This window comes from Propionimicrobium sp. PCR01-08-3, from assembly GCF_030286045.1.
Taxonomy (GTDB): Bacteria; Actinomycetota; Actinomycetes; order Propionibacteriales; family Propionibacteriaceae; genus Brooklawnia.
The window spans coordinates 1,529,781-1,555,286 of record NZ_CP127390.1 but is presented as its reverse complement, the minus strand read 5'-3'; the positions used below and the strand labels follow the sequence as shown (position 1 = coordinate 1,555,286).

Here is a 25,506-nt window from a genome sequence, read left to right as displayed (position 1 = left end):
TCGTCTTGCCGAGTAGGCTTCCCGCGTGCCCCAACCATCACAGCCGACCCCGCGTCGCGCCCGCATCGGCGTGTCGCTGAACTTCATGACGAACGGTTTGATGCTCACGTTGACCCCGAGGCTTCCGGAGATCAAACAGTCGTTCGAGCTGAGCGATGGTTTCTATGGCATCGTGGTGGCCGCCATGGGAGTCGGGGCGCTGGTGGTCGGGCCGATGCCCGCGAAGTTCATTGCGCGCTTCGGCCCGCTCAAGGTCGCTTTGACTGCGACGATCGCGGCCGCCGTCATGCTGAGTGTCGCCGCCTGCGCGCTCAACCCGGTGCTCTTTGCCTTCGCGTTCTTGGTGATGGGTGCGTTGGACGCGCACATCGATGCGGCACAGAACACCCAGGGAGTTGCCGTCCAGCTGTGGGCGGGCCGCACCATTATGAACTCGCTGCACGCCACCTGGAGTCTCGGGGCGATGACGGCGACCTTGGCGGGGTCGGCGGCGTCCGGACTGGGCATACCGCTTTACGCACACGGAATCGCCATGTCGCTGGTGATCATCACATTGGCCCTGATCTGTTACCGGATGGGTGTCATTCCGGACGACGTGAAGCGCGCGCAGATCCGCGAGAAACAATCGCATCGCTCCCCCACGAACTGGCGCCGGCTGCTGCCCGTGATTCCGCTGGCGCTGCTGGGTGTGGTAGGCGTGATTCCCGAAGACACCACCAACAACTGGGCGGCCCTCTATCTGGTCGGACGCTTCGAAGTCGGCTTTTCCCTGGCCGGGCTGGCGGTGACGGTCATGCTCATTGCCCAGGTGATCGGACGACTGCTCAGCGACCCGCTGTCGGACCGGTTCGGTCAGGAGACCGTGGCCAGTATCGGCGGCGGCCTGGTGGCTGCGGGAGGTCTATTGATGATCATCACGCCGGTGGCTCCGCTGGTCTATCTGGGCCTGGTTCTGATGGGCATCGGCTGCGCTCCGATCATTCCGATGGCCTTCAGCGCGGCCGGCCGACTATCCGGAGTGGCGTCCGGGACAGGCATCACTCTCGTCGGTTTCGCCATCCGGATCGGGCTCACGTTCAACTCGCCACTGATGGGTGGAATCGCCGAACTCGCCAGTGTCCGTGCGGCATTCACGCTCGTTGCGGTGGCCGGGATCGTGGCCTGTTTGCTGCCGTTGCGATATCGGCGCCCGCGTCCGGAAACTGTGAATGCCGGGGTCTGAACCCGATAGTGTGGCTGTGGGCCGAGCCCTGAGGTGCCGATGGATCCCGGAAGGGAGCCCATCCAGCCGGGGCGCCGAGAGTGCGACGGTGAATGAACGCGTTCATGAGCGGCGGCGAATCATCGAAGTACGCGAACCGGTGGGCCTCCGCCAGGTATAGCTGTCGAGCGAAAGTGATGAGATGAAGGTTCTGGTACTGGGCGGCGACGGATTCTGCGGATGGCCGGCGTCCCTGCACCTGTCGGCACGCGGAGACGACGTCGTCATCGTCGACAATTTCTCGAGGCGGCGGATCGATGAAGAACTGGGCGTCCAATCTCTCACCCCGATTCGGACGATGACCGAGCGCCGCCAGGCTTGGCAGCAGGTCAGCGGCCGCGATATCAAGGTCACCGAACTCGACGTGGCACAGGACTACCAGGGTCTTCTCGAATTGCTGCGCGAGGAGCGCCCCGACGCCATCATCCACTACGCCGAGCAACGCGCTGCCCCTTATTCGATGAAGTCCGGCAAGCACAAGCGCTACACCATCGACAACAACGTCAACGCCACCCACAACGTGCTGTGCGCGATCGTCGAATCGGGCCAGGACATCCATCTGGTGCATTTGGGCACCATGGGTGTCTACGGCTACGGCACGGCAGGCATGGCCATCCCCGAGGGATACCTCGACATTCAGGTGCCCACCGACGAGGGCGTGGTCGAAACCGAGATCCTCTACCCCACCAATCCGGGCTCGATCTATCACATGACCAAGGTGATCGATCAGACGATGTTCGCCTACTACGCCAAGAACGACGAGTTGCGCATCACCGATCTGCACCAGGGCATCATCTGGGGCACCAATACGGTTCAGACCAAGATGGACGAGCGGCTGATCAACAGATTCGATTACGACGGTGACTACGGCACGGTGTTGAACCGCTTCTTGATGCAGGCCGCTGTCGGATACCCGCTGACCGTGCACGGTACCGGCGGTCAAACCCGCGCCTTCATTCACCTTCAAGACATGGTGCGCTGCATCGAGATCGCGCTGGACAATCCCCCGTCCGCAGGCGATCGGGTGAAGATCTTCAACCAGATGACCGAGACCCATCGGGTGCGTGATCTGGCCAAACTGGTCGCCGAACTCACCGGCGCGGTCATCGAGCAGGTGCCCGACCCACGCAAGGAAGCCGCCGAGAACGAACTTGTCGTGCACAACGACAATTTCCTGGCGCTCGGGCTGGACCCGATCACCCTGGCCGAGGGCTTGCTGATGGAGATCAACGAAACAGCCGGACGCTACGCCGAGCGCGCCGATCTCAGCCGGATTCCTGCTACTTCGTTGTGGACGAAGAACCAGCAGGCGGGTGTACCCGCATCCCGGGCGGGAGACCGGTAAGCGGCCGCCGGCCAGGATCCGATAGGGGCCGGCCGCCGATAAAACGACGTGACCAGGCCGTGATAGAACCGGATTCAGCGCAAGATCAGAACGCCAGGAGCAACCAATACCGATGCGCATCGCAATGTTCACCGAGGTCTTCCTTCCGAAGATCGACGGGGTGGTCACCCGGGTGCTCCGCACTCTCGACGAGTTGACGGCCATGGGCCACCAGGTGATCGTCTTCGCACCGGGATCCCCGCCGCCGAGTTATGCAGGATGTGAGGTCGTCCGGGTTCGCTCGGTGGGATTCCGCCCGTGGTACCCAGAGGTCAAGATCGGGCTGCCGACCCCAAAGATCGCGGAGCAGATGATCGCTTTCCGTCCGGAGGTTGTCCACGCCGTCAACCCGGCGTGGCTTGCCGCTTACGGTGTGCTGTCGGCGAAGCACCGTGACCTTCCGTTGCTCGCGTCCTATCACACTCAGCTGGCCAGTTACACGAAAGATCTGCATCTGTCGTGGCTGAGCAGCACTGCCACCCGGTGGACGACCGCCCTGCACAATCGAGCCGAGGTCAACTTGTGCACCTCCCCGCAGATGGTGGCTGCGGCGCTCAACCATGGCGTCCATGACGTCGAGTTGTGGCCCAAAGCCGTCGATACCGTGACCTATCGTCCGCAGGCCCGCTCGAAACGGATGCGCCGCAGGCTCACCGACGGCCATCCGGAACTGCCGCTGGCGATCTACGTGGGGAGGCTCTCTCACGAGAAGAGTCTGGACGATCTGCTGCCGGTTGTGCACCAGATGCCGGGCGTCCGGTTCGCATTCGTGGGCTCGGGGCCGGCCAAAGATCATCTGCAGAATGCGTTCTCGGGAACGAACACGGTGTTCACCGGCTATTTGCGGGGCCACGAACTGGCGGAGGCCTATGCCAGCGCCGACGTCTTCTGTTTTCCGTCGACGACCGAGACTCTCGGGTTCGCAGGGTTGGAGGCGATGGCCTCCGGGGTGCCGGTGATCGGCGCAAATGCCGGCGGCATCCCCCATCTCTTCGACGACGGCGTGCAGGGTTTCTTGGTCACGCCACACGATTCGGACGAATTCGCGAGCAAGGTGCGGTTGCTGGCCGACAACCCGCAGCTTCGCGAGCGGATGGGACGCGCGGCCCGCACCGAAGCCGAGAGATACTCCTGGCGTAGCGCCACCGAAGCGCTGGTCGGCTATTACCAACTGGCCATCGACCGGCACTCAGCCGGACGAACAGAACGATGACTCTCGCCTGTCGCTGACAGCTATCTGCATACCCGGACGATCGGGATGCTGCCGTCCCAGGTCCCCTGCTCCCCGCGGGAGCGTGGGCCTTATGAAAGGGGCTGGGACCCGACCACAACAGTCCGGGTCCCAGCCCCTTCGCCGTCAACGTGAGCTCACCGCATCCGACCGATGCGCAGGCCGGCGAACGGCGCGTCCTTGACCGCTTAGAGACCTTGGATCACGGCAGCCCCAGAACTCCGAAGAAGAGCAGGCACACCAGCGCGCCGACGACGGCCATCGACAGGCCCCAGATCAGCAGGTTACGGAAGAGCTTTGCCTTGTCCTCACTCGGGTCGGCGGTCGCCAGGCACATCGCGCCGAACAACGACAACGGAGATGTGTCGACAATGTGAGAACCGACGCAGATAGAGGTGATCAAGGACAGCGGATCGCCACCGCCGATCTCGCTGATGACGCCCGGTACCATCGGCAAGAACATCGGCAGCACGACGCCCGACGAGCTGGAATACGCGGAGATGAATCCGCTGAACAGTGCGAGAACGCCGTTTGCCGTGACCGGCGTCGAGATGACGCCGATCGACCTGGTGAGAATATCCAGGCCACCGGCCAGATCCATGATGGCGATGATCATCGACATGCCGCCGACCATCACGATGACACCCCAGGGCATCTTCTTGATCGCCTCGGCATCGTCGGCGACGGTGAACATCACGAAGATGGCACCCAGAATGAACGCGGTCATGCCGACATCCCAGCCGAAGAACAACACCATCACGATGAGCGCGACGATCGCTCCGGTCGTCACCCACTGCCGCCAGGTCATCGGCTCCGGCTTCGGCGCCAGATCGTCGATGCTGATCTTGCCGGATCGTTGTTCACGCATCCATTTCCAGCCACCGAAGATAAAGAATCCACCGAAGTTGATGAGGGTCTGCGCGAGGAATGACGCAATGTACAGCGTCCAGGCGAACCCGTTCGTCATCGTGATACCCAGCTCCGGGGCCATCTTCGAGATCAGCCCGTTGGCGATGATGCCGGTCGGCGCGATCGGCGAGAATGCTGCGCCATCTGCGGCACCGACGACCAACAGCGTCATCGCGAAGGCGGGCAGACCGATTCGCCCGGCCATCGCCATTGCCACCGGAGCCATCAATGCGACCGTCGGAATGTTTCCGGGGCCGGCAGTGGTGATGGCGGCGATCAGCACGAAGATGATGATCGGGATGAGGGCTGTATTCGTCCGGGCCAGCCGGACGGCATACGAGGTGATCTTCTCCATGGTCCCGTTGACTTGAGCGCAGGAGAACATGAAGGTCACACCGGTCAGTGTCATGAACAGGCTGATCGGCCAATTCTCGAGCACCTCACCGAGCTCCAGATTGAGGACGAACACCCCGATCGCGAGCGCTGCAGCGACACCAAGAATACCTACGTTCAAATCGCGGAAACACGACAAGATGACGATCACCGCGACCGCGATAAGCGAAATTATCGCTGGAAAGGTCATTAATGACCTCCTAACTCTACGTGGCGTCATTTCATCGACGAACGTTGTCGATGAAACACTTACCGCTGGCAGTTGGACTGCCAGGCGTAGGCCCACGGCTCAGCCGAAAAGAGATGTGGAAAGCAAACGGGATCCCCGACGGCGGACATCTCGCAAGTTGAAGAACATCTCTGTTCCCTCTAATGCGCTGCTGACAAATCTCCTCCGTGTGAATCAGGCAGTGATCAGCGGCCCGACTGATGGGTCGTCTTGACCTTAGCAGGTTAATGATCAACTGACATATAGGGGTGGGCTTAGTCCCGGCGGGAGCCGACGCGCCTCGCGGGAAGGCCCTGAAAGGCCGAAACGTTATGTGATCAAATACATGATCAATACAGCTCTGACTAGCGATGGAAATTATCGGCAACCCCACAATGAGCCCACGGTGGCATCATGCTAGTTTGGGCTTCAGCATCGGATGTCGGTGCAAACAACATGTGACAGTGAGGTGACAATGACCGACACCGTGAGGCCAGAACAGTCGCCAGCAGATGAGCATCTAGCAACTCTGCGGGATATGCGGGAGAAGGCCATCCAAGGAGGCGGGCCAAAGCGTGTAGAAGCGCAGCACGCCAAGGGAAAGATGACGGCGCGAGAACGCCTGTCGATCCTTTTGGATGAGGGATCATTCCAAGAACTTGGGGCCTTGGCCACCCATAATCTGACAGAATTCGGAATGGGCGACAAACGCTATCCGGGTGACGGCGTAATCACTGGATTCGGAAAGATCAACGGCCGCCGAGTAGCGGTCTACGCGCAAGACTTCACCGTCTTGGGTGGGTCTTTCAGCCAGGTGCAGGCCCAGAAGATAAACAAAATTCAAGACTTGGCGCTTGAGTCCGGTATTCCGATTGTCGGATTGAATGATTCCGGTGGCGCCCGAGTCCAAGAAGGCGTCCGCAGCCTTGCTGCCTATGGCGAGGTCTTCCAACGCAATGTGCAGGCATCGGGCGTTATTCCTCAGGTCAGCCTGATCATGGGGCCCTGCGCCGGCGGTGCGGTCTACTCGCCGGCACTGACCGATTTCACGATCATGGTCGACCAGACCTCGAACATGTTCCTCACCGGTCCCGGGGTCGTGGCGTCGGTGACCGGCGAACAGGTCAGCGCCGAGGAACTCGGCGGGGCCGCCGTGCACGCCGGACGCAGCGGCAACGCGCACTTCGAGGCGAAGTCCGAGATGGAAGCGTTGCAGATGACCAAGTTGCTGCTCAGCTACTTGCCGTCCAATACGTCCGAGGATGCTCCGGTTCTGATCAGCGACGATGATCCCGACCGCATGAACGAGGCGCTCAACACGATCGTGTCGACCGATGAGCGCAAGGCCTACGACATGCGTGAGGTGCTCGACCAGATCTTCGACACCGACTCGATCCTGGAACAGCACGAGGCATTCGCCCCGAATGCCATCACCGCGTTCGCCAGGCTCGATGGTCGCCCCGTGGGCATCGTGGCGAACCAGCCGATGGTGATGTCCGGGGTTTTGGACATCGATTCGTCCGACAAGATCAGCCGCTTCATCCGCATCTGCGACGTGTATTCGCTGCCGGTGATCACCTTCGTCGACTGCCCCGGCTATCTGCCCGGCGTCGAGCAGGAATACAACGGTGTGATCAGGCACGGAGCGAAGATCATCTACGCCTACTGCCAGGCGTCCGTCCCGAAGATCTCGGTGGTGACGCGCAAGGCGATCGGCGGTTCCTACGTGGCTTTGAGCTCCAAACAGATGGGGGCGGATGTCGCCTTCGCCTGGCCGACCGCGCAGATCGCAGTGATGGGACCGGAAGGTGCCGCGGGCCTGCTGCACGGCAAGGAGATCAAGCAGGCCGAAGATCCGGCTGCCGCCGAATCCGAGTTCATCGCAGAGTACCGGGAGAGGTTCTTCAATCCCTATCGTGCCGCCGACCTCGGCCAGATCGATGAGGTGATCGAGCCCAAGGAAACGCGGCCGCGGTTGGCGCGTGCGCTCGAGGTACTGCAAACCAAAGTCTCTCAGACCGTTGCCAAAAAGCACGGCCTGTTCCCGGTGTAATCCGCGATGGCAGACATTGGATGGGGCTTTTGGATGATGCTGTTGGGCATGGGGACCGTGGTCATCATGCTCATCGTGCTGATGGTTGTACTGATGCTTCTCGGCCGCTTGGACAAGCAGCCGGCCCCGGAAATCGAAGAAGCACCGGCCACCCCTGAGGTGGAAACCGGATTAGAGACCGATACTGCACAGCCGGTGGACAACAAGGCCTGGATGACGATCGCTGACGACAGCGGCCTGACTCCCGAGCAGATCGCCGCCGTTTCGGTTGCCGTAGCCACGCATGCGGACGTGCGCCGCAAGCAGGGCGCCCTTAAGAACCGCGTCTATGCTCCCGGCTCGCGTCTATGGGCGAGCCGCTGGGTGGCCCAAGGGCGCAGTACCCAGATGAGTAACACCCGGAGGAGATGACAGTGCGTCGCTACGAACTCACAGTCAATAACAATCAATACGAGATCGAAGTCGAGGATCTGTCGGCCACTGAATTCGCCGTCACCATTGATGGTCAGAGCGTCGATGTGACTCTCGATTCGCAAGAGGATGCGGCTCAGGCCGCCATCACTCCCCAGATCGAGGCCAGGGTTGCTGCCGCAGCGACCGGCATTCCGAGGGCGCCCAAGGTGCCCGCGGAGATGCGTTCGGCGAAGCCCAGGACTCCGTCTCCGGCCGTTGCCGGCGGAGCTGCCCTCGCCCACTCGATGAGTGCGCCGATGCCCGGCGTGATCGATCAGATCAAGGTGGCCCCGGGTGATGCCGTCAGCAAGGGTGACGTGGTCATGGTGCTGGAGGCGATGAAGATGAAGAACGAGCTGCACGCCAGCCAAGATGGCGTAGTCGGGTCGGTCGATGTGGAGCAGGGCGCCCAGGTGAAGTACGGCCAGGTGCTGCTGCGGTTCGCAGAGGGCTGAGATGGACGCATCCACTATCCAAAATCTGCTGACCGGGTTCGAGAACCTGCATTGGCAAGGTGTGGTGATGATCGTGGTCGGCGCTCTGCTGATCTGGTTGGCCATCGCCAAGGAATACGAACCCTTGCTTCTGCTGCCGATCGGTGCCGGCTGTATCTTGGCGAACATGCCCATCTCGATGATGGTGGGCACAGCCGACGAGCCGGGCATGCTGCAGGTGCTCTACAACGTAGGCGTCCAGAACGAGCTGTTTCCGCTGCTGATCTTCATCGGCATCGGTGCGATGACAGACTTCGGCCCGCTGCTGGAGAACCCGAAGATGGTGCTGCTGGGTGCTGCCGGGCAATTCGGTATCTTCCTGACCTTGATCCTGGCGTTGCTGCTCGGCTTCGACCGCAACGAGGCTGCCTCCATCGGCATCATCGGTGCCATCGACGGCCCGACCTCGATCTACGTGTCCGCCGAATTGGCGCCGCACCTGCTGGGCCCGATCACGGTGGCGGCATATAGCTATATGTCGCTGGTGCCGATCATCATGCCGCCGGTGATGCGTTTGCTCACCACCAAGAAGGAACGCTCCATTCGCATGGAGTACTCCTCCAGGGAGATCAGCCAGCGCACCCGCATCATCTTCCCGATCGTGGTGACCATCATCGTCGGCCTGTTGGTGCCTTTTGCACTGCCGCTGATCGGCACGTTGATGCTCGGCAATCTGATGCGCGAGTCGAAGGTCGTGGAGCGCCTGTCGGGTGCTGCACAGAATGAGTTGAACAATATCGTGACCTTGTTCTTGGGGCTCGCGATCGGTTCGACGATGGTTGGCGACAACTTCATCAAGCCGCAGACGCTGTTCATCCTGGTGCTCGGCCTGCTGGCCTTCGTCCTCGACACCGCGACCGGTGTGGTGTTCGGCAAGATCATGAACCTGTTCAGCCGCAAGGGTTTCAACCCGCTGATCGGTGCCGCAGGCATCTCCGCGTTCCCGATGGCTGCTCGCGTGGTGCAGAGGGAAGTCAGCCGCGAAGACGACAACAACTTCGTCCTCATGCACGCCATGGGTGCGAATGCTGCCGGCCAGGTTGCCTCGGCGATGGCCGGTGGTGTGGTGCTGGCCCTGATGGCAGGCGCCGTCTAGCGGCCGACAACCGGCAAAGCACATCTACCGAGCGGGTGGGGTCGCGTCCTGAGGGGCGTGGCCCCACCCGCCGGCATCTGCCCAGACGTTAGGCTTTCCGATATGCAGTTGGGCATCGATTTTGGTACTACCCGCACCGTGGTTGCGTATGCCGATCGCGGCAACTATCCGGTGGTCGCTTTCACCGATCACGAGGGAGATGCCCATGAGTTCTGGCCCTCGTTGATCGGGTGGGACGACGGGCCATGCTTCGGTTTTACCGCCGGCGTCTTGCAGGCCGCAGGAAAACCCGTGCTTCGCTCGATCAAGCGAGAGCTCGCTTCGACCAGTGTGAGTGCGGCCACCGAGGTCACCATCGCCGGTCACCAGATCAAGCTCGTGGACGCACTGGGCGGCTTCCTCAGTCAGCTGCGGACCGAACTGGAGACGTCGTCCACCATCGCACGGCTGCTGGACGCCGATCCGATCAGCAGCGTGGTGATAGCGGTACCCGCACATGCCAACAGCGCCCAACGATTTCTTACTTTGGAGGCCTTCCGGCAGGCAGGATTTCCGGTGACCGCCATGCTGAACGAGCCCTCGGCGGCCGGATTCGAATACACCCACCGGCTGGCCAGCACTCCCAGTGCGCGGCGCAGCAGGCTGGTCGTCTACGATCTGGGCGGCGGCACCTTCGACGCCTCCTTGGTGGCCATCCATGATCGCAGTCACGCTGTTCTCGGATCGGTCGGAATCAACCGGCTCGGCGGCGACGATTTCGACATCGTGCTGGCCGACCTGGCCTGCGAGCGGGCGGGCGTCACCCCCGACGAACTCGGCGTGGACGACTATTTCCGGCTGCTGGGCGATGCCCAGCTCGGCAAGGAGCAACTGGCGCCGCAATCGCGTCGGATCGTCCTCGACGTTCGCGATCAAACCGTGATCGTGCCGGTGCCCGACTACTACCAGGCGTGCACGTCTTTGGTCGAGCAGTCGATTCAGGCGATGGATCCGCTGGTGGAGGGGCTGGACGCCGGTACCCCCGACCTGTCGACGCTCGCCGGGCTCTACCTGGTGGGCGGGGCGAGTTCACTGCCGCTGGTGCCGAGAATGCTGAAAGAAAGCTTCGGACGCCGGGTCTATCGCTCCCCCTACCCTGCCGCCTCCACCGCGATCGGACTGGCCATCGCCTCGGACCCGGAATCGGGATACACCTTGTCCGACCGCCTTTCACGAGGTTTCGGGGTCTTCCGGGAAGCAGAAGGCGGCCTGCGGTTGCAGTTCGATTCGATCTTCGACCGCAACCAGGCCATGATGGCAGGCTCCGATGTGCTGGTGCAGCGAACCTATCGGGCCGCGCACAACCTCGGCTGGTATCGCTTCGTGGAATATGCGGGACTCTCGGCGGCCGGGCAACCCGAAGGAGACATCGTTCCGTACGGCGATGTGGTCTTCCCCTTCGACTCGCGTCTGCAGAAGTCGTTGCCGGGCGCAGGCGAGGTGGAGATACGCCGCACCGGTGAAGGCCACCTGATCGAGGAACTGTATCGGCTCGACCAGCATGGCATCGTCTCGGTGACGATCACCGACAAAGACACCGGCTATCAGCAGACCCATCAATTGGGGGCCGGCTAGTCGGAGCGTCCTAAACTGGCTTGATGGCAGGCAAACAGGACGACTCCGATCACGAATGGCCCGACTTCATTCCCCCGGAGTTCGAGCAGCCCGACGCGGATGCACCCGATCAGCCGACTCCTCCCCCCACCGCATCTGGTCCGGTCCTGCCTCCCGTTGGTGATTCCGGCGGCAGCAACTGGTCCGGCGGCAATTGGTCGACAGGGGCGGGCAACGCAGGCTATTGGACGAACGGGGCCGGGCATTCGCCGAGTGGAGCTCAGGCGTCTGCGGGTCGTGAGCGTAAGCAGTCGGCGGACCGGTGGTTCAATCGTCCGGCAGCCGGCGGCACCCCGGCGAGCTACTTCCCGGGAGGTCGCGGCCGGACCCCGGTCACCACCACATTGATCGTGGTCTGCGTCGTGTTGTGGGTTCTGCAGAACATCGTGCCGATGATCACCAGCGCGATGATGCTGGTTCCCTCGGTCGCTGCCGTCGAGCCCTGGCGGTTCATCACCTCGGCTTTCGTGCATGCTCCTCGCTCGCTGACCCACATCGGCTTCAATATGCTGACGCTGTGGCTGATGGGCCGCTACCTCGAACCGATGCTGAAGACGGGGAGATTCCTGGCCGTCTACCTGATCTCCGCGCTGGGCGGCAGCACCTTGTTCGTCGTGCTCGCCTCCCCGCCTGATGGCGCCGGCCAGGGATCCAACTGGAATACAGCCGCCCTGGGTGCGTCCGGCGCCGTTTTCGGGCTGTTCGGGGCGTATCTGGTATTCGCATGGGCGATGAAACAGTCGCTGACGCCGATGCTCGCACTGCTGGCGCTCAACCTGGTGATCGCGGTGCTGGTGCCGGGCATCGGCTGGGCGGCCCATATCGGTGGCTTCATTGCCGGGGCAGCCGCGACGGCCGTCATCATCAGGGATATTCGCAGGCCTCGCCGAGACGGCGGTCGTTTCGTCTGGCTCGGACTGGCCGGCGTCACGGTTCTGCTGATCGGTGTGAACGTGGCGAAATACGCGACCGTGTGAGGTTTGGACGCTCGAGGCCGGGCGTCCGGAAAAGTCTCGAGTCTCAACCTTAGGATTTGCGTTGGACCACCTCGTAGCGGATATCGTCAAAAGGTGCATTCACCGGCGGCCTATCGATTGTTGCCTGGTGCGCGCTCCGATATCGGTCCCAGGCGCAGCGAGAATCAAGATTCGGGCTATGCGAGCGGCCGGCTGATGCTGGTTGCCGACGGCGTCGGCGGGGCGCCGGCGGGGCATTTGGCGTCCGGGCTCGCGGTGAAATCCATGGTGGCCGGTCTGGGCGAGATGACCGAACCCGATGCGAATTCGGTACAGGAACAGGTCGTCCGGGCAAACGCCATGCTGGCGCAAACCGGACGCGACTATCCCAGCGTGCGGGGCATGGCAACCACGATGACCGGGCTGGTCATGGCCGGCGACGTCGGATATCTGGTGCACGTGGGTGACTCGCGCGCGTTCCGGTTGCGTGACGGCGTCTTCGAGCAGATGACGGTCGACCAGTCCTGGGTACAGATGCTGATGGACGAAGGCATGCTCGATCCCGCAGAGGTCTCTACCCATCCGATGCGTAACATGTTGATGCATTCGCTGTCCGGAGCGCTGCGCGACCCCGAATACGCGCGGGTGACGCCTGTCGACCTGCGCGCAGGCGATCGGTGGCTGATAGCCACCGACGGGCTGACCGGCTACCTACCGGCCGAGGTCATCGCTGAGCAGCTGGCCGAGAAATACGACCCGTCGAAGGCGGCCGACGTTTTGGTTGATCTGTGCTGGCCGCACAGCCTCGATAACATCACCGTCGTGGTGGGCGACGTCGTCGAGACCGACGTGGCTTCTGAGGGCTGGTTCGTGGGTGCCGTCGCGGAAACAACCCGACCTGTGCGTCGCTCCCAGGCCGGCTGAAGCCCGGGCGAAATATCGGGACAAGGTCATTGGCGCGCCGTCGGCAGAATAACCGTTGCGTGGCACGCCCATTCTTCGTCACGCCCTAAGCGACGAAAAGCTCCGGGTCTCCCCCGCCTTGGCGCCTGATCTCGGGCTCATCGCCGGTCAGGTCGACAACCGTGGTCGGGGTGACACCGGCGTCTCCCGAGTCATAGACCGCATCGATCAGATGCCCGATCTCTTCGTTGACCTGCCAGCCATCGGTCATCGGCTCCGTCTCGCCGGGCAGAATCAAGGTGGACGACACCAGCGGTTCGCCCAGCCGATCCAGCAGCGCAAGCACGGCCGTATGGCTCGGTACTCGCACCCCGATGGTCTTCTTCTTGGGATGCTGCATGGTGCGTGGCACTTCGCGGGTGGCCGGCAGAATGAAGGTGAAGGGTCCGGGGGTGGCGGCCTTCACCGCACGAAAGACCCGGTTGTCCATCTGAACGTAGCGGCCGAGCTGTGCGAACTCGCTGACCACGACCGTCATGTCGTGGCGTTGGTCGAGGTGGCGGATCTCGCGGATGCGTTCGGCACCCGAATGGTTGCCGAGCAGCGACCCGAGCGCGAAACCCGAATCGGTCGCGTACGCGATCACCCCAGAATCCTGCAAAATACGGGTCACCTGGTGGAGGACGCGTGGTTGGGGATTGACAGGATGCACATCGAAGTACCGAGCCATTCGCCCAGTGTAGGACACACGACCTTGCAGGCAAGCCGAATGAAGCGCCTCACCAGCGGATCGGTCAGTCGATCTGTTGCCGATAGAGCCTGCAGCCCATGCCCTACAGCCCTTCGCCGAGAGTCTTGTCCGTTGCTTGATTGTCGGTGAATGAGTTCATGCGGTGGCGTGGGGCCAGCGGACGACGTTGGACGCGATCAGACATGAGTGTTCAGACCCTCCTCGGTGGCGGTCCCGTAGTACATCTCGCCGCTGTTGTAGGCCACGTAGCCGGGCCCGGTCTTCGGGATGGCGATGGCCCCACCCATGCCGCCTCGGCCACAGACTCGATCCAGTACCGAGTCCACGGCGACGGGCACCGATGCGTCTGTCAGCGACACGAGCGAATGAACGCTATGAGCTGCGACTTCCAGCACGAACGATTCGCCGGTGCCGGTGCATGAGATCGCCACCGTCTGATCGTTCGCGTAGTTGCCCGCCCCGACGAGCGGTGTGTCGCCGATGCGTCCGGGCAGCTGGTTCACGATTCCGCCGGTCGAGGTGGCGGCGGCAAGGTGGCCGGATCGATCGCGTGCCACCGCGCCGACCGTGCCGTGTTGGGCTTCGGGCGCCGCGCCGGCCTGAGCGTTGGCGAGCTCCTGAACGCGTTCGGCGACCGTGAAGTAGGACGGATCTGCCGTCGCGATCCCCCACTGCTCCAGCTGCTCCGAGCTAGGTGAGCCGAGGAGTACGTGGGGCGTCCGGTCCTTCACCGCCTGAGCTGCGAGAACCGGGTTCTTCACGTTCTGGACGCCCGTGACCGCTCCTGCCTTGCTGTCACCGGTCATCACGCAGGCGTCCATTTCGACAGTTCCGGTAGATGTCAGTGCCGCACCGCGACCGGCATTGAAGCAGGGAGCGTTCTCGAGCTCGCACACTGCCGCGATGACGGATTCCTCGGCGGATCCCCCCGATGAGAGCACGGAGTATCCGGCTTCGAGCGCCGCACGCAAGGCGGCGTGCTCGAAATCGTTGCCGAATGTGGCGAGAGCCTTCGAGCGGTGTCCCGCGCCACCGTGGACGATGAGCAGCGGACCGGATGCCGAACCGATCGTCAACGAGACGATGTCAGTCACGAGGATCTTCCCTCCGAATTGATTCTGGGCCACCGGGCGAAGCCGTTGCGTTCGTCGGCGGCAATGCCTCTGAACCAGGATGGCACATGTGTTTCAGCTAACGATCGTCCATGAGGCGGCAGGGCGTATCGATTCTTCGATCAAGCGGCTGCGTGAACTCGAAGGTCTGCGTGACCGTTCAGCGCATTCGCAGCTCGACGGTCGCTGACCCGTGGCCCGGCAGTTCGTCCACGCCGGCCAACGACAAGAAGGTGGTTGGGACGCTGGTCGAGGTGACCACCTGCAAAGTGCCGTCCGGTGACACCGTGGCGGCTCCGCTGATTTCGGAATCGGCAGCGATCAGCTGAGCCGCTGCCGCGACGGCCTGTTGCCCGGCATCATCGATCGTCGAACCGGAGACCAAGGCAGGCGCAGCGGCGTCCAGGCCGACACGGGCCGCCTGCGCCGCCAATGCCTCGGCACGTCTGTCGGCGGCCGCCTTTGCTGCCCCGTCGACGGCTAATCCGATACAGATCAACAGGGTGGGGATCAACAAACAGATCAGCACCGAAACGCTGAATCCCCGCTGCCCGGTCGCACCGCCCGTGCCTGGCGGCCTTTTCGTCCATCGACGGACCCGCTTGAAATCACCGTCGTCGGGTGCGTTCATGTCGGCTCCTGGGGTGAGATTGCTCCGTCGTTGGATGCAGGCTCAGTTTGTCATGGATGGCGTTCGCTGACAATGGCTGCCGCCGATAGGCTAGTGGTGTTCGCGTGGCCAAGACGAAAGGTTCTCTCACTATGGTCAACAAGGTTGGATTGCTCACTGCTGGTGGTTTTGCTCCCTGTCTCTCATCGGCGGTCGCGGGCCTCATCAAGCGTTATACCGAACTTGCCCCGGAGGTGGAGATCATCGCCTACCGGCATGGCTATGAGGGTCTGCTGACCGGCGATTCGATCGTCGTCACTCCCGAGGTGCGCGAGCATGCCGACCGCCTCTACAAGTTCGGCGGCTCCCCCATCGGCAATTCACGCGTGAAACTCACCAACGCGGCCGATCTGGTCAAACGCGGGCTGGTTTCCGAAGGCGATGACCCGCTCGCGATCGCTGCCAAACAACTGGTGGCCGACGGCGTCGACGTGCTTCACACGATCGGTGGCGACGACACCAACACCACCGCGGCCGATCTGGCCGGATATCTCGCTGACAACGATTTCGGTCTGACCGTGGTCGGTCTGCCCAAGACCATCGACAACGACATCGTGCCGATCCGCCAGTCGCTGGGGGCGTGGACGGCCGCCGACGAAGCCGCCGATTACGCCAAGAATGTGGTCGCCGAGCACAACGCTGCGCCGCGCGAACTGATCATTCACGAGATCATGGGCCGCAACTGTGGCTATCTGGCTGCCGAAACGACCAAGCGATACCAGGCTTGGCTGGACGAGCAGGAGTGGCTTCCGGAGATCGGTTTGTCGAAACAGGCGTGGGCCGTGCACGCCTGCTACCTTCCCGAGGTCGCCGTCGATCTGGACGAGGAAGCCGAGCGCCTGTCGAAGATCATGGACGAGGTCGGCAACGTCAACATCTTCTTGTCGGAAGGTGCCGGGGTCTCCGAGATCGTCGAACAGATGGAACGCGAGGGCCAGGAGGTTCCCAAAGACGCCTTCGGTCACGTGCAGATCGACAAGATCAACCCGGGTGCCTGGTTCGGCGAACAGTTCAGCAAGCGGATCGGCGCGCAGAAGACGATGGTGCAGAAGTCCGGTTACTTCAGCCGTTCGGCTCCCTCCAACAAGGAAGACCTCCAACTGATCCTGCGCACCTGCGTGATGGCCGTCGACGCAGCACTGCAAGGGCGCTCCGGCGTGGTGGGCATGGACGAGGAGAACGGCGACCTGCTCTCGGTGATCGACTTCGCCAGGATCGCAGGCCACAAGCCCTTCGACATCACCCAGCGCTGGTTCGTCGAGCTGTGCGAGCAGATCGGCATGCCGGCTCCCGAGGCGGTGAAGTAGCAGACAGCAGAAGGGGTGAGCGCGGCCATTTGCGGGCGCGCCCACCTTTCTGTGCCTTCGGGTTCGGCACCTTCGCGCTTGATAGTCGGGCGGGGCACGATCACAAGCCGAATCGCACGGGGCAAGCGGGAAGCCTGTCGAGCGCGCGACGCGTGATCGGCGTGATCCGTATGAAGCGCCGCGCCATGGGCCAAAATCGATGGGCCGGGGATCAGCCGTGCGATCTCTTGGATCTGCGTAGCCGCGCCGGGCTTGCACCACGTTTGATGTGCACGCCTCGTCCGGCCAGCGCGCGCAGGGGCCGCGGGCGTGCGTCGAGATGCGGCATGTGGACGCCACGATGAGGCGCGGAACGGTCTGTCTGCAGGCGCTGGGAGACCTCGGCGTCCGCGAAATCCCAGTGGTCGTCCACCGTCAGCGTGCTCGGCTGCTCGCGCAGGATCTCGTCGCCGGGACTGTGCCGGCGGGCCACCGCCGGCTGGTTCGAGGTGGCGATCCAGGCACACCAGAACAAGATGATGTTGGCGAAGAAATTGATGAAGAGCATCGCCACGATCACCGGGCCGAAGAGCTGAGTCGCGCGTCCGAAACTCAGCAAGGTGGTGACCAGCCCGGCAGCCGCCTGCAAGACGACAAAACACAACCCCGCCCCCAGTGAACCGCGCCAAAGCGCCCTCTTGGGGGGCCGTTCATCGGGGAAGAAGCGGTACATCAACCAGAACAGCAGGGCTGCGCCCAGCAGCGAGAACGTCAACGACACCACGCGCACCAGCCCGCTCGAGATCCAGTTGGCGATATCACTGACGTGCAACCAGTCCACGATGGTGCCGGCCAGCTGAGTGCCGATCACCGTTGCGCAAAAGGTCGCGGCGAACAAGATCAGGATGACCAGCAACAATCCCAGGTTGATCAAAGGTTCCTGCCATGGAGTGCGGCGGCGTGCCATGTCGAAGCTGGGGCGTCCCATGCCACGGATGACGCCCTTCAGATTGGCGACCCAGCTGATGCCCACCACCAAGGCGACGCCGGTGGCGAGCAGACCGACCCTGCGCCAGTTCAGCAGGTACTCGCTGAGCAAGATCAGCACCTGGTTCTGCACGATGCCCGCCGACAGATTGTCGACGAGGAAGATCTGCACCTGGCCCAGCAGATCAGGACGCAGCACGGTCAGGGTGAACCCGACGGCGGCGAACGCGAACATCAGCACAGGCACGATGGCCAGGATGGAGAAGAAGGCCATGGCGGCAGACAACTGATTGCCGAGCCGGTTCATGTAGCGGAAGTAGCCGCGCAGCAGGTGCGCGCCGGCAGGGCTGGCCTGCAACTTCTCGGCGAGCCTACGAACCCACGACATGAACCCTATCCTTGCAGCAATCCCCGTACCCCCAGGTGATGGACGCGCTAATTGGATCGCTTCCCGTCGCTTGGTGGATCGCCTCCCGACCGGCTGCCGCCGCTCGCCGGAAAACAAAAGACGGGCTCGCTACACGGCAACCAGATCGTTCGGCTCAGGTCGAATGAGCGCTAAGGGATCATTCGTATTCGGAGATCGGCGGGCAGGTGCAGACCAGATGCCGGTCGCCATAGGCGTTGTCGATACGAGCGACGGCAGGCCAGTACTTTTCCGAGTCGGCCCCGCCCAGCGGGCCGCTGACGCGTCCGGCGGGATAGCAGGCCAGTTCCCGTGAGTACGGATGCGTCCACTCATCGGCCATGCAGCGTGCCAGGGTGTGGGGCGCGTTCACCAGCGGATTGTCGTCGGCCGGCCACTCACCGGCGATCAGCCGATCAATCTCGGCGCGAATGCTGATCATCGCGTCGCAGAACCGGTCGAGTTCGCCCAGATTTTCGCTCTCTGTGGGCTCGATCATCAGCGTGCCGGGCACCGGGAAGCTCATGGTCGGCGCATGGAACCCGTAGTCGATGAGACGTTTCGCGATGTCATCGATGGTCAGGCCCGCCTTCTTGCAGATGGCGCGCGGGTCGATGATGCATTCGTGGGCGACGAACCCGTCCTTTCCCGCGTACAAGACGGGAAAGGCCTCACTCAGCCGTTTCGCGATGAAGTTCGCGTTGAGTAGCGCCACCTGGCTGGCCCGGGTCAGACCTTCGGCGCCCATCATCGCGATATAGGCGTAGCTGATCGGCAGCACGCCGGCCGAGCCGAAGGGCGCACCGCTGACCGGAAACTCGGCGTCCGGAAGATAGCCGGCCAGATGTGACCGCACCGCGACCGGACCCACGCCGGGGCCTCCGCCACCGTGGGGAATCGCGAAGGTCTTGTGCAGATTCAGGTGGCTGACGTCGGCGCCGAATTTGCCCGGACGCGCGAGGCCGACCAGCGCATTCATATTCGCGCCGTCGACATAGACCTGGCCGCCTGCCGCATGCACCAATTCGCTGGCCGCCCGGATGGTGTCTTCGAACACGCCGTGAGTGGACGGATAGGTGATCATGATGGCGGCGAGCCGGTCGGCATGGGCCTCCACCTTGGCGCGCAGGTCGTCCAGATCGATGGAACCATCTTTGGCCGCCTTGACCACCACGACCTTCAGCCCGGCCATGGTGGCCGAGGCGGCATTCGTGCCGTGCGCGGACGAAGGAATCAGGCAGACAGTGCGCTGATGATCGCCCTGGGCCTGGTAGTAGCGGCGGATCGCCAACAGCCCGGAGAACTCGCCCTGAGCCCCCGAATTGGGTTGTAACGAAACCTTGTCGTAGCCGCTGATCTCAGCGAGCCGGTCTTCGAGATCGGCGATCAGTTCGCGAATGCCCTGAGCGTCCTCGGCGGGCACCAGCGGATGCAGGTCGGCGAACCCCGGGTAGCTGATCGGCTCCAACTCGGCAGCCGCATTCAGCTTCATGGTGCAGCTGCCCAGCGGGATCATGCCCCGGTCGAGCGCGAAATCCCGATCGGCCAGGGCCTTCAGATAGCGCATCATGCTGGTCTCGGAATGATGACTGGTGAAGACCGGATGAGTCAGGAAGTCGCTGGTGCGGGCATCGGCACCGAGCGATCCGAGGCGCCGCTCCCCGGGTTCGGACGCCCCGAACGCCATGGCGACCATGCGGAGATCCTGCTCGGTGGCGTCCTCCCCCACCGAAATGCCGACATGAGTGTCGTCGACCAGCCGAAGATGCAAGCCGACGGCTCGGGCATGTTCTACGACATGGCTGGCCTGCGGAGTCTTCACCAGCAAGGTGTCGAAGAAGGCGCGATGGACCACCTCGGCCCGTCCCGTGGCATCGATGACCGCCGCGAGCCGCGTGGCGTTGTCGTGGATCGTGGACGCGATCTCGCGCAAACCCTCCGGCCCGTGATAGATCGCATAGCCGGCCGCGGTGACCGCCAGCAACACCTGCGAGGTGCAGATGTTCGAAGTCGCCTTCTCGCGACGAATATGTTGTTCCCTGGTCTGCAGCGCCAGCCGCAACGCCGGTGCGCCATCGGCGTCCGCGGAAACCCCGACCAGCCGGCCCGGCAACTTGCGCTCGGCCCCGGCCCGGGCCGCGATATAGCCGGCATGCGGGCCGCCATAGAACAGCGGGACCCCGAATCGTTGAGTGCTGCCCACTGCGATGTCGGCGCCCCACTCCCCCGGCGGGGTCACCAAGGTGAGCGCCAACAGGTCGGCTGCCGCCACCACCTGAGCACCGGCACCGTGCGCGGCCTCGGCTATTCGGGCCAGCTCGGCGGTGGACTGCAGTGCTCCGTCGGCGGCCGGGGTTTGGACGACGACACAGAATGCGTCGGCGAGATGTTCATCGGTCGCCAGATCGTCGCCCGCAAGCATCACCTCGATGCCGAGCGCGGTCATCCGGGTGCGCAACACGGCCAGCGAGCTGGGCAGAATACCGGGATCGACCACCACGATCTCGCCGGTGCGCACCGAGCGGCGCGCCATCGCGACTCCCTCGGCCAAAGCCGTGGCCTCGTCCAAAAGACTCGCCCCGGCCAGTGGCAGCGCGGTCAGGTCGGCGACCATGGTCTGGAAATTCAGCAGCATCTCCAGACGTCCCTGGCTGATCTCGGGCTGATACGGCGTGTAGGCGGTGTACCAGGACGGATTCTCCAAGATGTTGCGCCTGATCACCGCCGGGGTGATGGTGCCGTAATAGCCGAGCCCGATCATGGCGCGGCCCGGATTGTTGCGTTCAGAAAGCGACCGGAGCTTTCGCAGCGCCTCGGCCTCATCCAAAGCCTCGGGCAGCTCGAGCCGGTCGGCCGAGGCGATATCGGCGGGCATTATCCGGCGAGAAAGCTCATCAAGATCGTGGACGCCCAGATAGTCGAGCATCCGGGATTGCTGGGCGGGATCGGGGCCGATATGGCGGTGCGCAAACGAAGACACACCGACAGACTAGTTGGCCATCCGCTGCGAGCGCCGCCGGGCCAGCTCGTCGTCCATCGCGATGAGATTGTCGTCGGCCGCGGTACGTTCGCCGGGCAAGGCGAGCAGGGTGCCCTCGATGTCGCGCCAGACACCACCCAATGCGATGGCGAACATACCCTGGCCGCCGCGGAGCAGGTCGATGACCTCGTTGTCGGTGGTGCATTCGTAAACCGAGATGCCGTCGCTCATCAACGTGACCTGAGACAGATCCTGTACACCGCGCATCCGCAGATGATCGATGGCGGTACGGATCTGTTGCAGCGAGATTCCCGCGTCCAAAAGCCGTTTGACGACCTTGAGCATCAGGATGTCGCGGAACGAATAAAGCCGCTGGGTGCCCGACCCGCCGGCACCTCGGATCTCGGGGGTGACCAGGCCGGTACGTGCCCAGTAATCGAGCTGGCGGTAAGTGATGCCGGCAACGTTGCACGCGACCGGCCCACGGAATGCCAGGTCGTCGGGCAGCGGACCGAAGTCGCCTTCGAAGAGCGCGTCTTGGCCGGTGGAGGCGATCACGTTCTCCTGGGCACTGCTCACGACTCTTCTCCTCACGGGCCTGAGACCGACCGTTGCCGGTCTGGCTGCGGTAGTTGTACCGCGTTGCCCTTCAAACGGTAGGCCCACCGGTGGCTGCGAGCAATCACCTCGGCTTGAACGGTTTTCGGCGTGTCCTGTCGGCCGACCATCGACCGAAAGCGATCAAAACGTATGTGACAAGCTGATTCAGTTCTCGAAGTCGTCGGGGCTGATGTGATCGAGAAACTCGCGGAACTTCTCGACTTCGTCCTCGGCGGGCTCGGAAAGCTCAACCCCTACTTGATCCAGCAGCTCGGACGGACAGGTGAGCTTGAAGCCGGAACGAAGCGCCAGCGCCGCGACATCGGAAGGGCGTGCGCTGATCACGTGGCCGTCGACCCACAACTCGGCATAGAAGGTGCCGTCGTTCACCGTGGTGATGCGCCCCTCGAGGTTGACGTGCCCCAGCTGTGACAGCAGGTCGGCCATCAGGTCATGGGTCATCGGCCGCTCCGGGACGATACCTTCCAGTGCATTGACGATTGCCGATGCTTCGGCTGCGCCGATCCAGATGGGTAGGTAGCGCTGGCCCCCGGACTCTTTGAGCAGAAGCATCGGGGCGTTGGAGGGTACCTCTACGCGTACCCCCATGATGTCGAGCTCGATCACGCATCCAGCCTAGCTTCGGCCTGAAAGAGGATCAGCCTTCGAGGAGCGTGTAGATCAGCGCGGCATGGGCATGCACCACGAGCTGGCTGACGTCGTGCAACGTCTGGGCCGGCTTCGAGCTGGTCGCGAGATAGGGACGCACGGCCTGCTCGACCAGGCCGGCTTCCCGTTCTGCGGCCTGCTTGATGGCACGCATGTGGCGGGTATCCATGCCGTACTCCTGCAATCTACGGGCGACCACGCACACGGTGAGCGCTTCTCTGCCGTAGTAGATGGAACCCCTCCTGGGCATCACCATCTGCTGACGCTCCAACTCGATCAAGGTGGCTTCCGATAGACCGCTCACCTGCAGCAACTCGCGGCGGGTCAACTTCATCGGACGCTTCGGAGTCTGTGGCCCAGACGCGTTCGCTTGGGTACGGCCCGCAGCGGGCTGGGCCGTGGACGGCTGATCGGCGGTGCTCGCCGGGGTCTCCACGGTGGGCGGTTCGATGCCGCGGTCCATCAGATCGAGGTTTTGTCTGATGACCTTCAGCGGCAGGTAGTGATCGCGCTGCATCCGCAGGATATAGCGCAGCCGCTCAATGTCTTCATCGGCGTAACGGCGATATCCGGAGGGGGCGCGCTCCGGTGAGACCAAGCCCTCGCTCTCCAGGAATCTGATCTTCGAAATCGAGATATCGGGAAACTCGTTCTTGAGGAGAGGGAGTACTTGGCCGATGCTTCGTTTGGCCGATGGGGGCATCAACTCAGCCCGTGCTCGCTCACGAAGAACAGCATCCGGAACTTGCCGATCTGTACCTCGTCTCCGGGGCGCAGCACCGCGGCCTGATCGACCAGGGTGCGGTTGACGTAGGTCCCGTTCAGGCTGCCCTTGTCGACCAGGCTGATCTGACCATCGCTTTTCACGAATTCGGCGTGATGCCGCGAGACGGTGATGTCGTCCAGGAAGATGTCGCACTTGGGGCTGCGCCCGGCGGTGATGATGTCTTTGTCGAGCAGATAGCGGGCACCCACATCGGGACCGCGGGTCACGATGAGCAATGCGTTACCGGCGGGCAGTGTGCTGAGGGCGTCTGCGTCCTCAGCGCTGATCTCCAATGTGCGGGCGTCCTCCTCGGGCACGACGATCACACGCGTTGTCTCGGACGCCGAAGGCGCCGGCGATAGTGCATTACCGCACTTGGAGCAGAAATTGCTGCCGGCCGGGTTCGAGTGACCGCATTTAGGGCAATCGATCATGATCGGAGGCTTTCTTGTCTACGTGCCATCGCCAGGCGATGGATGGTTGGGTGACAGTTTACCGGCTTCCGCCTGTAACCGGGCTGTGCTCCTTACTGGGTTCGCGGGGCCGTCACACGCGGCGGCGCCGCGCGGCTTCAAAGGCTACTCGCCGATCTGTTCGGCGTAGTCAGCGGCTTCGAGCAGGTTGTCGGTCTCATGAGGATCGGTCATCTCCACTTCGAACAACCAGCCCTCGTCAAAGGGATCGTGGCCGATCTGCTCGGGTTGGTCGGCTACCGCATCGTTGACGCTGACGACCACGCCTGACACAGGGGCGAAGATGTCGGAAACAGACTTTGTCGATTCCAATTCTCCACAGCTGTCTCCGGCGACCACCGATGAACCGACGGTGGGCAGCGAGACATAGACGATGTCGCCCAGCTCACCGGTCGCGTACGACGTGACGCCCACGCGCGCAATCGGGGCGTTCTCGATGCGCACCCATTCGTGATCTGCTGTGAAGTACAGATCCTCGGGTAGCTCGGTCATGGATTCCTCCTGAAGATCAATGTCCTGCCGCACACACCGTAGCGCCCCGAGGCCTGGCGATGCTACGCGGGCTCGGCATATTGCGGGTCGTGGACCTGCGCGAGGCTGGTGATCTCGACCGTATCGAGTTCTTCAATGGTCACCGAGCCGTTGACCCGGTCGCTTTCGACCTGACTCACCAGGCCACCGCGGAAACGGGCACTTTCGGCCAGCGCATGGGCATCCCCGATGGCGTCGATGACGATCGGCAGGTCGATCTGCTGGTTGTCGACGATCAAGATGTTCTGCTCGTTCTGCCCCGTCCAGCTTTGAGCGACCAGCCGGACGGCATCGTTGATCTCGATGACTTCGGCTCCTGCGTCGCGCAGCTCATGGATGGTGTCCAGAAGAAGGCTCGCGCTGATCGAGCCCGCATCGGCGGAGATCGTGATGCGCACCCCGGGACCGGACGCAGGCACGGTACCGGCCAGGATGGCGAGCGTGTCGGCGCGTTTCTGGGCCTGCTCGCGGGCCACTTCGCCGGCGTCCACACCCGATTGCAGAGAATCGCGGGTGCGCTCGAGCTCGGCCACCTCTCCGGAGAGCTGATCGGTCTCCTGAGTCAGCCCATCGAGCAACTGGACCAGGTCGTCGCGGCGCATCCCGGCGTAACGGTCGCTGGCTTGCGTCGACCGCACCTGGACGACGATTGCTGCGACCACCACGGCCAGCGCGAGCGCCCAAACCAGCTGAGCCCGGCTGGGACGCAGCCAGCGAAGCAACGTTTGCCGCCACGGCTTCGCGGCCGCATCCTGGAGACCCGGTTGCCGGGGCTGGCCGGATTGACCGGATTGGCCGGGCCCATCTGCTCCGGAGGGGTTATGCGCATCCGCCACACCAGGATCGACCGGCGCGTCCGCCACGCCGGGGTCGACCGGTTCGGGTGATTCGGTGGTCGGCTCAGGCATGCAGCACGCTCCTGCGGATGACGGCGGCGTTGGTGAAGATGCGGATGCCGAGCACCACCAGCACCGCTGTCGACAACTGTGAGCCGACCCCGATCAGGTCGCCGATCCACACAATCAGGGCGGCGATCGCCACATTCGAGATGAAGGAGACCGCGAAGACCTTGTCGGAGAAGGTGTGCTCGAGGCCGGCGCGTGCGGCGCCGACCAGCGCGTCCAGGGCGGCGACGATCATGATCGGCAGATAGGGCTGTAACCAGGTGGGCATATCGGGTTGCCAGACGATGGCGAGCACGACTCCGGCGATCAATCCGATGATGGCGAGCATGAGACTTCCCCTCTTCGGCGTGTCAGGCGCACATCAACCAGCATGGCG

24 protein-coding genes are annotated in these 25,506 nt (G+C 63.2%); 11 read left to right on the top strand and 13 right to left on the bottom strand.

The annotated features are described in order from the left end of the window. Nucleotides 1-25: 25 nt before the first annotated feature. From QQ658_RS07080 to QQ658_RS07070, 3 genes are all read left to right on the top strand, one after another. Complete coding sequence (locus tag QQ658_RS07080; RefSeq protein WP_286026945.1) at nucleotides 26-1,222, top strand: MFS transporter; 1,197 nt, start codon at nucleotides 26-28, stop codon at nucleotides 1,220-1,222. A gap of 181 nt (nucleotides 1,223-1,403) precedes the next feature. Next, on the top strand, nucleotides 1,404-2,606 hold the full coding sequence (locus QQ658_RS07075) for an NAD-dependent epimerase/dehydratase family protein (protein ID WP_286026944.1): 1,203 nt from the start codon (nucleotides 1,404-1,406) through the stop codon (nucleotides 2,604-2,606). A 112-nt stretch (nucleotides 2,607-2,718) separates the two neighbouring features. Continuing rightward, a complete protein-coding gene (locus tag QQ658_RS07070; RefSeq protein WP_286026943.1) occupies nucleotides 2,719-3,858 on the top strand; it encodes a glycosyltransferase in 1,140 nt (379 codons plus the stop codon). A 220-nt stretch (nucleotides 3,859-4,078) separates the two neighbouring features. Here QQ658_RS07070 and QQ658_RS07065 read toward each other — a convergent pair whose 3' ends face one another. Next, nucleotides 4,079-5,368 (bottom strand): SLC13 family permease, encoded by a 1,290-nt coding sequence (locus tag QQ658_RS07065; RefSeq protein WP_286026942.1) that lies wholly within the window; start codon nucleotides 5,366-5,368, stop codon nucleotides 4,079-4,081. Nucleotides 5,369-5,861: 493 nt separating this feature from the next. Between QQ658_RS07065 and QQ658_RS07060 the strand changes: the two genes are divergently transcribed. The 7 genes from QQ658_RS07060 to QQ658_RS07030 all read left to right on the top strand — a co-directional run bounded on the left by QQ658_RS07060 (nucleotide 5,862) and on the right by QQ658_RS07030 (nucleotide 13,015). Beyond that, nucleotides 5,862-7,439: an acyl-CoA carboxylase subunit beta gene (locus QQ658_RS07060; protein WP_286026941.1), complete on the top strand. Its 1,578-nt coding sequence runs from the start codon at nucleotides 5,862-5,864 to the stop codon at nucleotides 7,437-7,439. 6 nt (nucleotides 7,440-7,445) lie between these two features. Then, the gene (locus tag QQ658_RS07055; protein ID WP_286026940.1) at nucleotides 7,446-7,850 is read left to right on the top strand and encodes an OadG family protein; all 405 of its coding nucleotides are present in this window, start codon (nucleotides 7,446-7,448) and stop codon (nucleotides 7,848-7,850) included. A gap of 2 nt (nucleotides 7,851-7,852) precedes the next feature. Next, nucleotides 7,853-8,347 (top strand): biotin/lipoyl-containing protein, encoded by a 495-nt coding sequence (locus QQ658_RS07050; RefSeq protein ID WP_286026939.1) that lies wholly within the window; start codon nucleotides 7,853-7,855, stop codon nucleotides 8,345-8,347. A 1-nt stretch (nucleotide 8,348) separates the two neighbouring features. Beyond that, the gene (locus QQ658_RS07045) at nucleotides 8,349-9,482 is read left to right on the top strand and encodes a sodium ion-translocating decarboxylase subunit beta (RefSeq protein WP_286026938.1); all 1,134 of its coding nucleotides are present in this window, start codon (nucleotides 8,349-8,351) and stop codon (nucleotides 9,480-9,482) included. Between the two features lie 102 nt (nucleotides 9,483-9,584). Next, the gene (locus QQ658_RS07040; protein ID WP_286026937.1) at nucleotides 9,585-11,096 is read left to right on the top strand and encodes an Hsp70 family protein; all 1,512 of its coding nucleotides are present in this window, start codon (nucleotides 9,585-9,587) and stop codon (nucleotides 11,094-11,096) included. Nucleotides 11,097-11,119: 23 nt separating this feature from the next. Continuing rightward, nucleotides 11,120-12,112: a rhomboid family intramembrane serine protease gene (locus QQ658_RS07035; protein ID WP_286026936.1), complete on the top strand. Its 993-nt coding sequence runs from the start codon at nucleotides 11,120-11,122 to the stop codon at nucleotides 12,110-12,112. A gap of 93 nt (nucleotides 12,113-12,205) precedes the next feature. Next, the gene (locus QQ658_RS07030) at nucleotides 12,206-13,015 is read left to right on the top strand and encodes a PP2C family protein-serine/threonine phosphatase (protein WP_286026935.1); all 810 of its coding nucleotides are present in this window, start codon (nucleotides 12,206-12,208) and stop codon (nucleotides 13,013-13,015) included. An 85-nt stretch (nucleotides 13,016-13,100) separates the two neighbouring features. Here the strand turns inward: QQ658_RS07030 and QQ658_RS07025 are convergent, their stop codons facing one another. The 3 genes from QQ658_RS07025 to QQ658_RS07015 all read right to left on the bottom strand — a co-directional run bounded on the left by QQ658_RS07025 (nucleotide 13,101) and on the right by QQ658_RS07015 (nucleotide 15,488). Further along, nucleotides 13,101-13,724, bottom strand: coding sequence for an L-threonylcarbamoyladenylate synthase (locus tag QQ658_RS07025; RefSeq protein WP_286026934.1), 624 nt, complete (start codon nucleotides 13,722-13,724; stop codon nucleotides 13,101-13,103). 197 nt (nucleotides 13,725-13,921) lie between these two features. Next, the gene (locus QQ658_RS07020; protein ID WP_286026933.1) at nucleotides 13,922-14,839 is read right to left on the bottom strand and encodes an isoaspartyl peptidase/L-asparaginase family protein; all 918 of its coding nucleotides are present in this window, start codon (nucleotides 14,837-14,839) and stop codon (nucleotides 13,922-13,924) included. A 178-nt stretch (nucleotides 14,840-15,017) separates the two neighbouring features. Continuing rightward, nucleotides 15,018-15,488 (bottom strand): pilus assembly protein TadE, encoded by a 471-nt coding sequence (locus tag QQ658_RS07015; protein ID WP_286026932.1) that lies wholly within the window; start codon nucleotides 15,486-15,488, stop codon nucleotides 15,018-15,020. A gap of 131 nt (nucleotides 15,489-15,619) precedes the next feature. Between QQ658_RS07015 and QQ658_RS07010 the strand changes: the two genes are divergently transcribed. Continuing rightward, nucleotides 15,620-16,834: a pyrophosphate--fructose-6-phosphate 1-phosphotransferase gene (locus QQ658_RS07010; RefSeq protein ID WP_286026931.1), complete on the top strand. Its 1,215-nt coding sequence runs from the start codon at nucleotides 15,620-15,622 to the stop codon at nucleotides 16,832-16,834. Between the two features lie 211 nt (nucleotides 16,835-17,045). Here the strand turns inward: QQ658_RS07010 and QQ658_RS07005 are convergent, their stop codons facing one another. The 9 genes from QQ658_RS07005 to QQ658_RS06965 form a co-directional block, all read right to left on the bottom strand. After that, the gene (locus QQ658_RS07005) at nucleotides 17,046-18,188 is read right to left on the bottom strand and encodes a YihY/virulence factor BrkB family protein (RefSeq protein ID WP_286026930.1); all 1,143 of its coding nucleotides are present in this window, start codon (nucleotides 18,186-18,188) and stop codon (nucleotides 17,046-17,048) included. 178 nt (nucleotides 18,189-18,366) lie between these two features. Next, nucleotides 18,367-21,186 (bottom strand): aminomethyl-transferring glycine dehydrogenase, encoded by a 2,820-nt coding sequence (gcvP, locus tag QQ658_RS07000; protein ID WP_286026929.1) that lies wholly within the window; start codon nucleotides 21,184-21,186, stop codon nucleotides 18,367-18,369. Between the two features lie 9 nt (nucleotides 21,187-21,195). Beyond that, nucleotides 21,196-21,765: a MerR family transcriptional regulator gene (locus tag QQ658_RS06995; RefSeq protein WP_286026928.1), complete on the bottom strand. Its 570-nt coding sequence runs from the start codon at nucleotides 21,763-21,765 to the stop codon at nucleotides 21,196-21,198. A gap of 186 nt (nucleotides 21,766-21,951) precedes the next feature. Then, a complete protein-coding gene (locus tag QQ658_RS06990; protein ID WP_286026927.1) occupies nucleotides 21,952-22,413 on the bottom strand; it encodes a bifunctional nuclease family protein in 462 nt (153 codons plus the stop codon). 31 nt (nucleotides 22,414-22,444) lie between these two features. Beyond that, on the bottom strand, nucleotides 22,445-23,158 hold the full coding sequence (gene ftsR / locus QQ658_RS06985) for a transcriptional regulator FtsR (protein ID WP_286026926.1): 714 nt from the start codon (nucleotides 23,156-23,158) through the stop codon (nucleotides 22,445-22,447). Continuing rightward, complete coding sequence (locus tag QQ658_RS06980) at nucleotides 23,158-23,655, bottom strand: double zinc ribbon and FHA domain-containing protein (RefSeq protein ID WP_286026925.1); 498 nt, start codon at nucleotides 23,653-23,655, stop codon at nucleotides 23,158-23,160. The genes ftsR and QQ658_RS06980 overlap by 1 nt, the downstream gene beginning before the upstream one ends. Nucleotides 23,656-23,799: 144 nt before the next feature. After that, nucleotides 23,800-24,186 carry a glycine cleavage system protein GcvH gene (gcvH, locus tag QQ658_RS06975; protein ID WP_286026924.1) on the bottom strand — a complete coding sequence of 129 codons (387 nt, stop codon included), beginning with the start codon at nucleotides 24,184-24,186 and terminating at the stop codon, nucleotides 23,800-23,802. A gap of 62 nt (nucleotides 24,187-24,248) precedes the next feature. Next, nucleotides 24,249-25,133: a DUF881 domain-containing protein gene (locus QQ658_RS06970; RefSeq protein WP_286026923.1), complete on the bottom strand. Its 885-nt coding sequence runs from the start codon at nucleotides 25,131-25,133 to the stop codon at nucleotides 24,249-24,251. Then, nucleotides 25,126-25,458 carry a small basic family protein gene (locus QQ658_RS06965; protein ID WP_286026922.1) on the bottom strand — a complete coding sequence of 111 codons (333 nt, stop codon included), beginning with the start codon at nucleotides 25,456-25,458 and terminating at the stop codon, nucleotides 25,126-25,128. The genes QQ658_RS06970 and QQ658_RS06965 overlap by 8 nt, the downstream gene beginning before the upstream one ends. Nucleotides 25,459-25,506 lie beyond the last annotated feature (48 nt).

Bases quoted from the DNA above. Each gene is read 5' to 3' on its own strand.
- QQ658_RS07025 (WP_286026934.1), bottom strand. From the start codon at position 13,724: ATGGCTCGGTACTTCGATGTGCATCCTGTCAATCCCCAACCACGCGTC.
- QQ658_RS07055 (WP_286026940.1), top strand. From the start codon at position 7,446: ATGGCAGACATTGGATGGGGCTTTTGGATGATGCTGTTGGGCATGGGG.
- gcvH (WP_286026924.1), bottom strand. From the start codon at position 24,186: ATGACCGAGCTACCCGAGGATCTGTACTTCACAGCAGATCACGAATGG.
- QQ658_RS07075 (WP_286026944.1), top strand. From the start codon at position 1,404: ATGAAGGTTCTGGTACTGGGCGGCGACGGATTCTGCGGATGGCCGGCG.
- QQ658_RS07010 (WP_286026931.1), top strand. From the start codon at position 15,620: ATGGTCAACAAGGTTGGATTGCTCACTGCTGGTGGTTTTGCTCCCTGT.
- QQ658_RS07045 (WP_286026938.1), top strand. From the start codon at position 8,349: ATGGACGCATCCACTATCCAAAATCTGCTGACCGGGTTCGAGAACCTG.
- QQ658_RS07060 (WP_286026941.1), top strand. From the start codon at position 5,862: ATGACCGACACCGTGAGGCCAGAACAGTCGCCAGCAGATGAGCATCTA.
- QQ658_RS07005 (WP_286026930.1), bottom strand. From the start codon at position 18,188: ATGTCGTGGGTTCGTAGGCTCGCCGAGAAGTTGCAGGCCAGCCCTGCC.
- ftsR (WP_286026926.1), bottom strand. From the start codon at position 23,158: ATGCCCCCATCGGCCAAACGAAGCATCGGCCAAGTACTCCCTCTCCTC.
- QQ658_RS06965 (WP_286026922.1), bottom strand. From the start codon at position 25,458: ATGCTCGCCATCATCGGATTGATCGCCGGAGTCGTGCTCGCCATCGTC.
- QQ658_RS07070 (WP_286026943.1), top strand. From the start codon at position 2,719: ATGCGCATCGCAATGTTCACCGAGGTCTTCCTTCCGAAGATCGACGGG.
- QQ658_RS07065 (WP_286026942.1), bottom strand. From the start codon at position 5,368: ATGACCTTTCCAGCGATAATTTCGCTTATCGCGGTCGCGGTGATCGTC.
- QQ658_RS07015 (WP_286026932.1), bottom strand. From the start codon at position 15,488: ATGAACGCACCCGACGACGGTGATTTCAAGCGGGTCCGTCGATGGACG.
- QQ658_RS07040 (WP_286026937.1), top strand. From the start codon at position 9,585: ATGCAGTTGGGCATCGATTTTGGTACTACCCGCACCGTGGTTGCGTAT.
- QQ658_RS06970 (WP_286026923.1), bottom strand. From the start codon at position 25,133: ATGCCTGAGCCGACCACCGAATCACCCGAACCGGTCGACCCCGGCGTG.
- QQ658_RS06980 (WP_286026925.1), bottom strand. From the start codon at position 23,655: ATGATCGATTGCCCTAAATGCGGTCACTCGAACCCGGCCGGCAGCAAT.
- QQ658_RS07035 (WP_286026936.1), top strand. From the start codon at position 11,120: ATGGCAGGCAAACAGGACGACTCCGATCACGAATGGCCCGACTTCATT.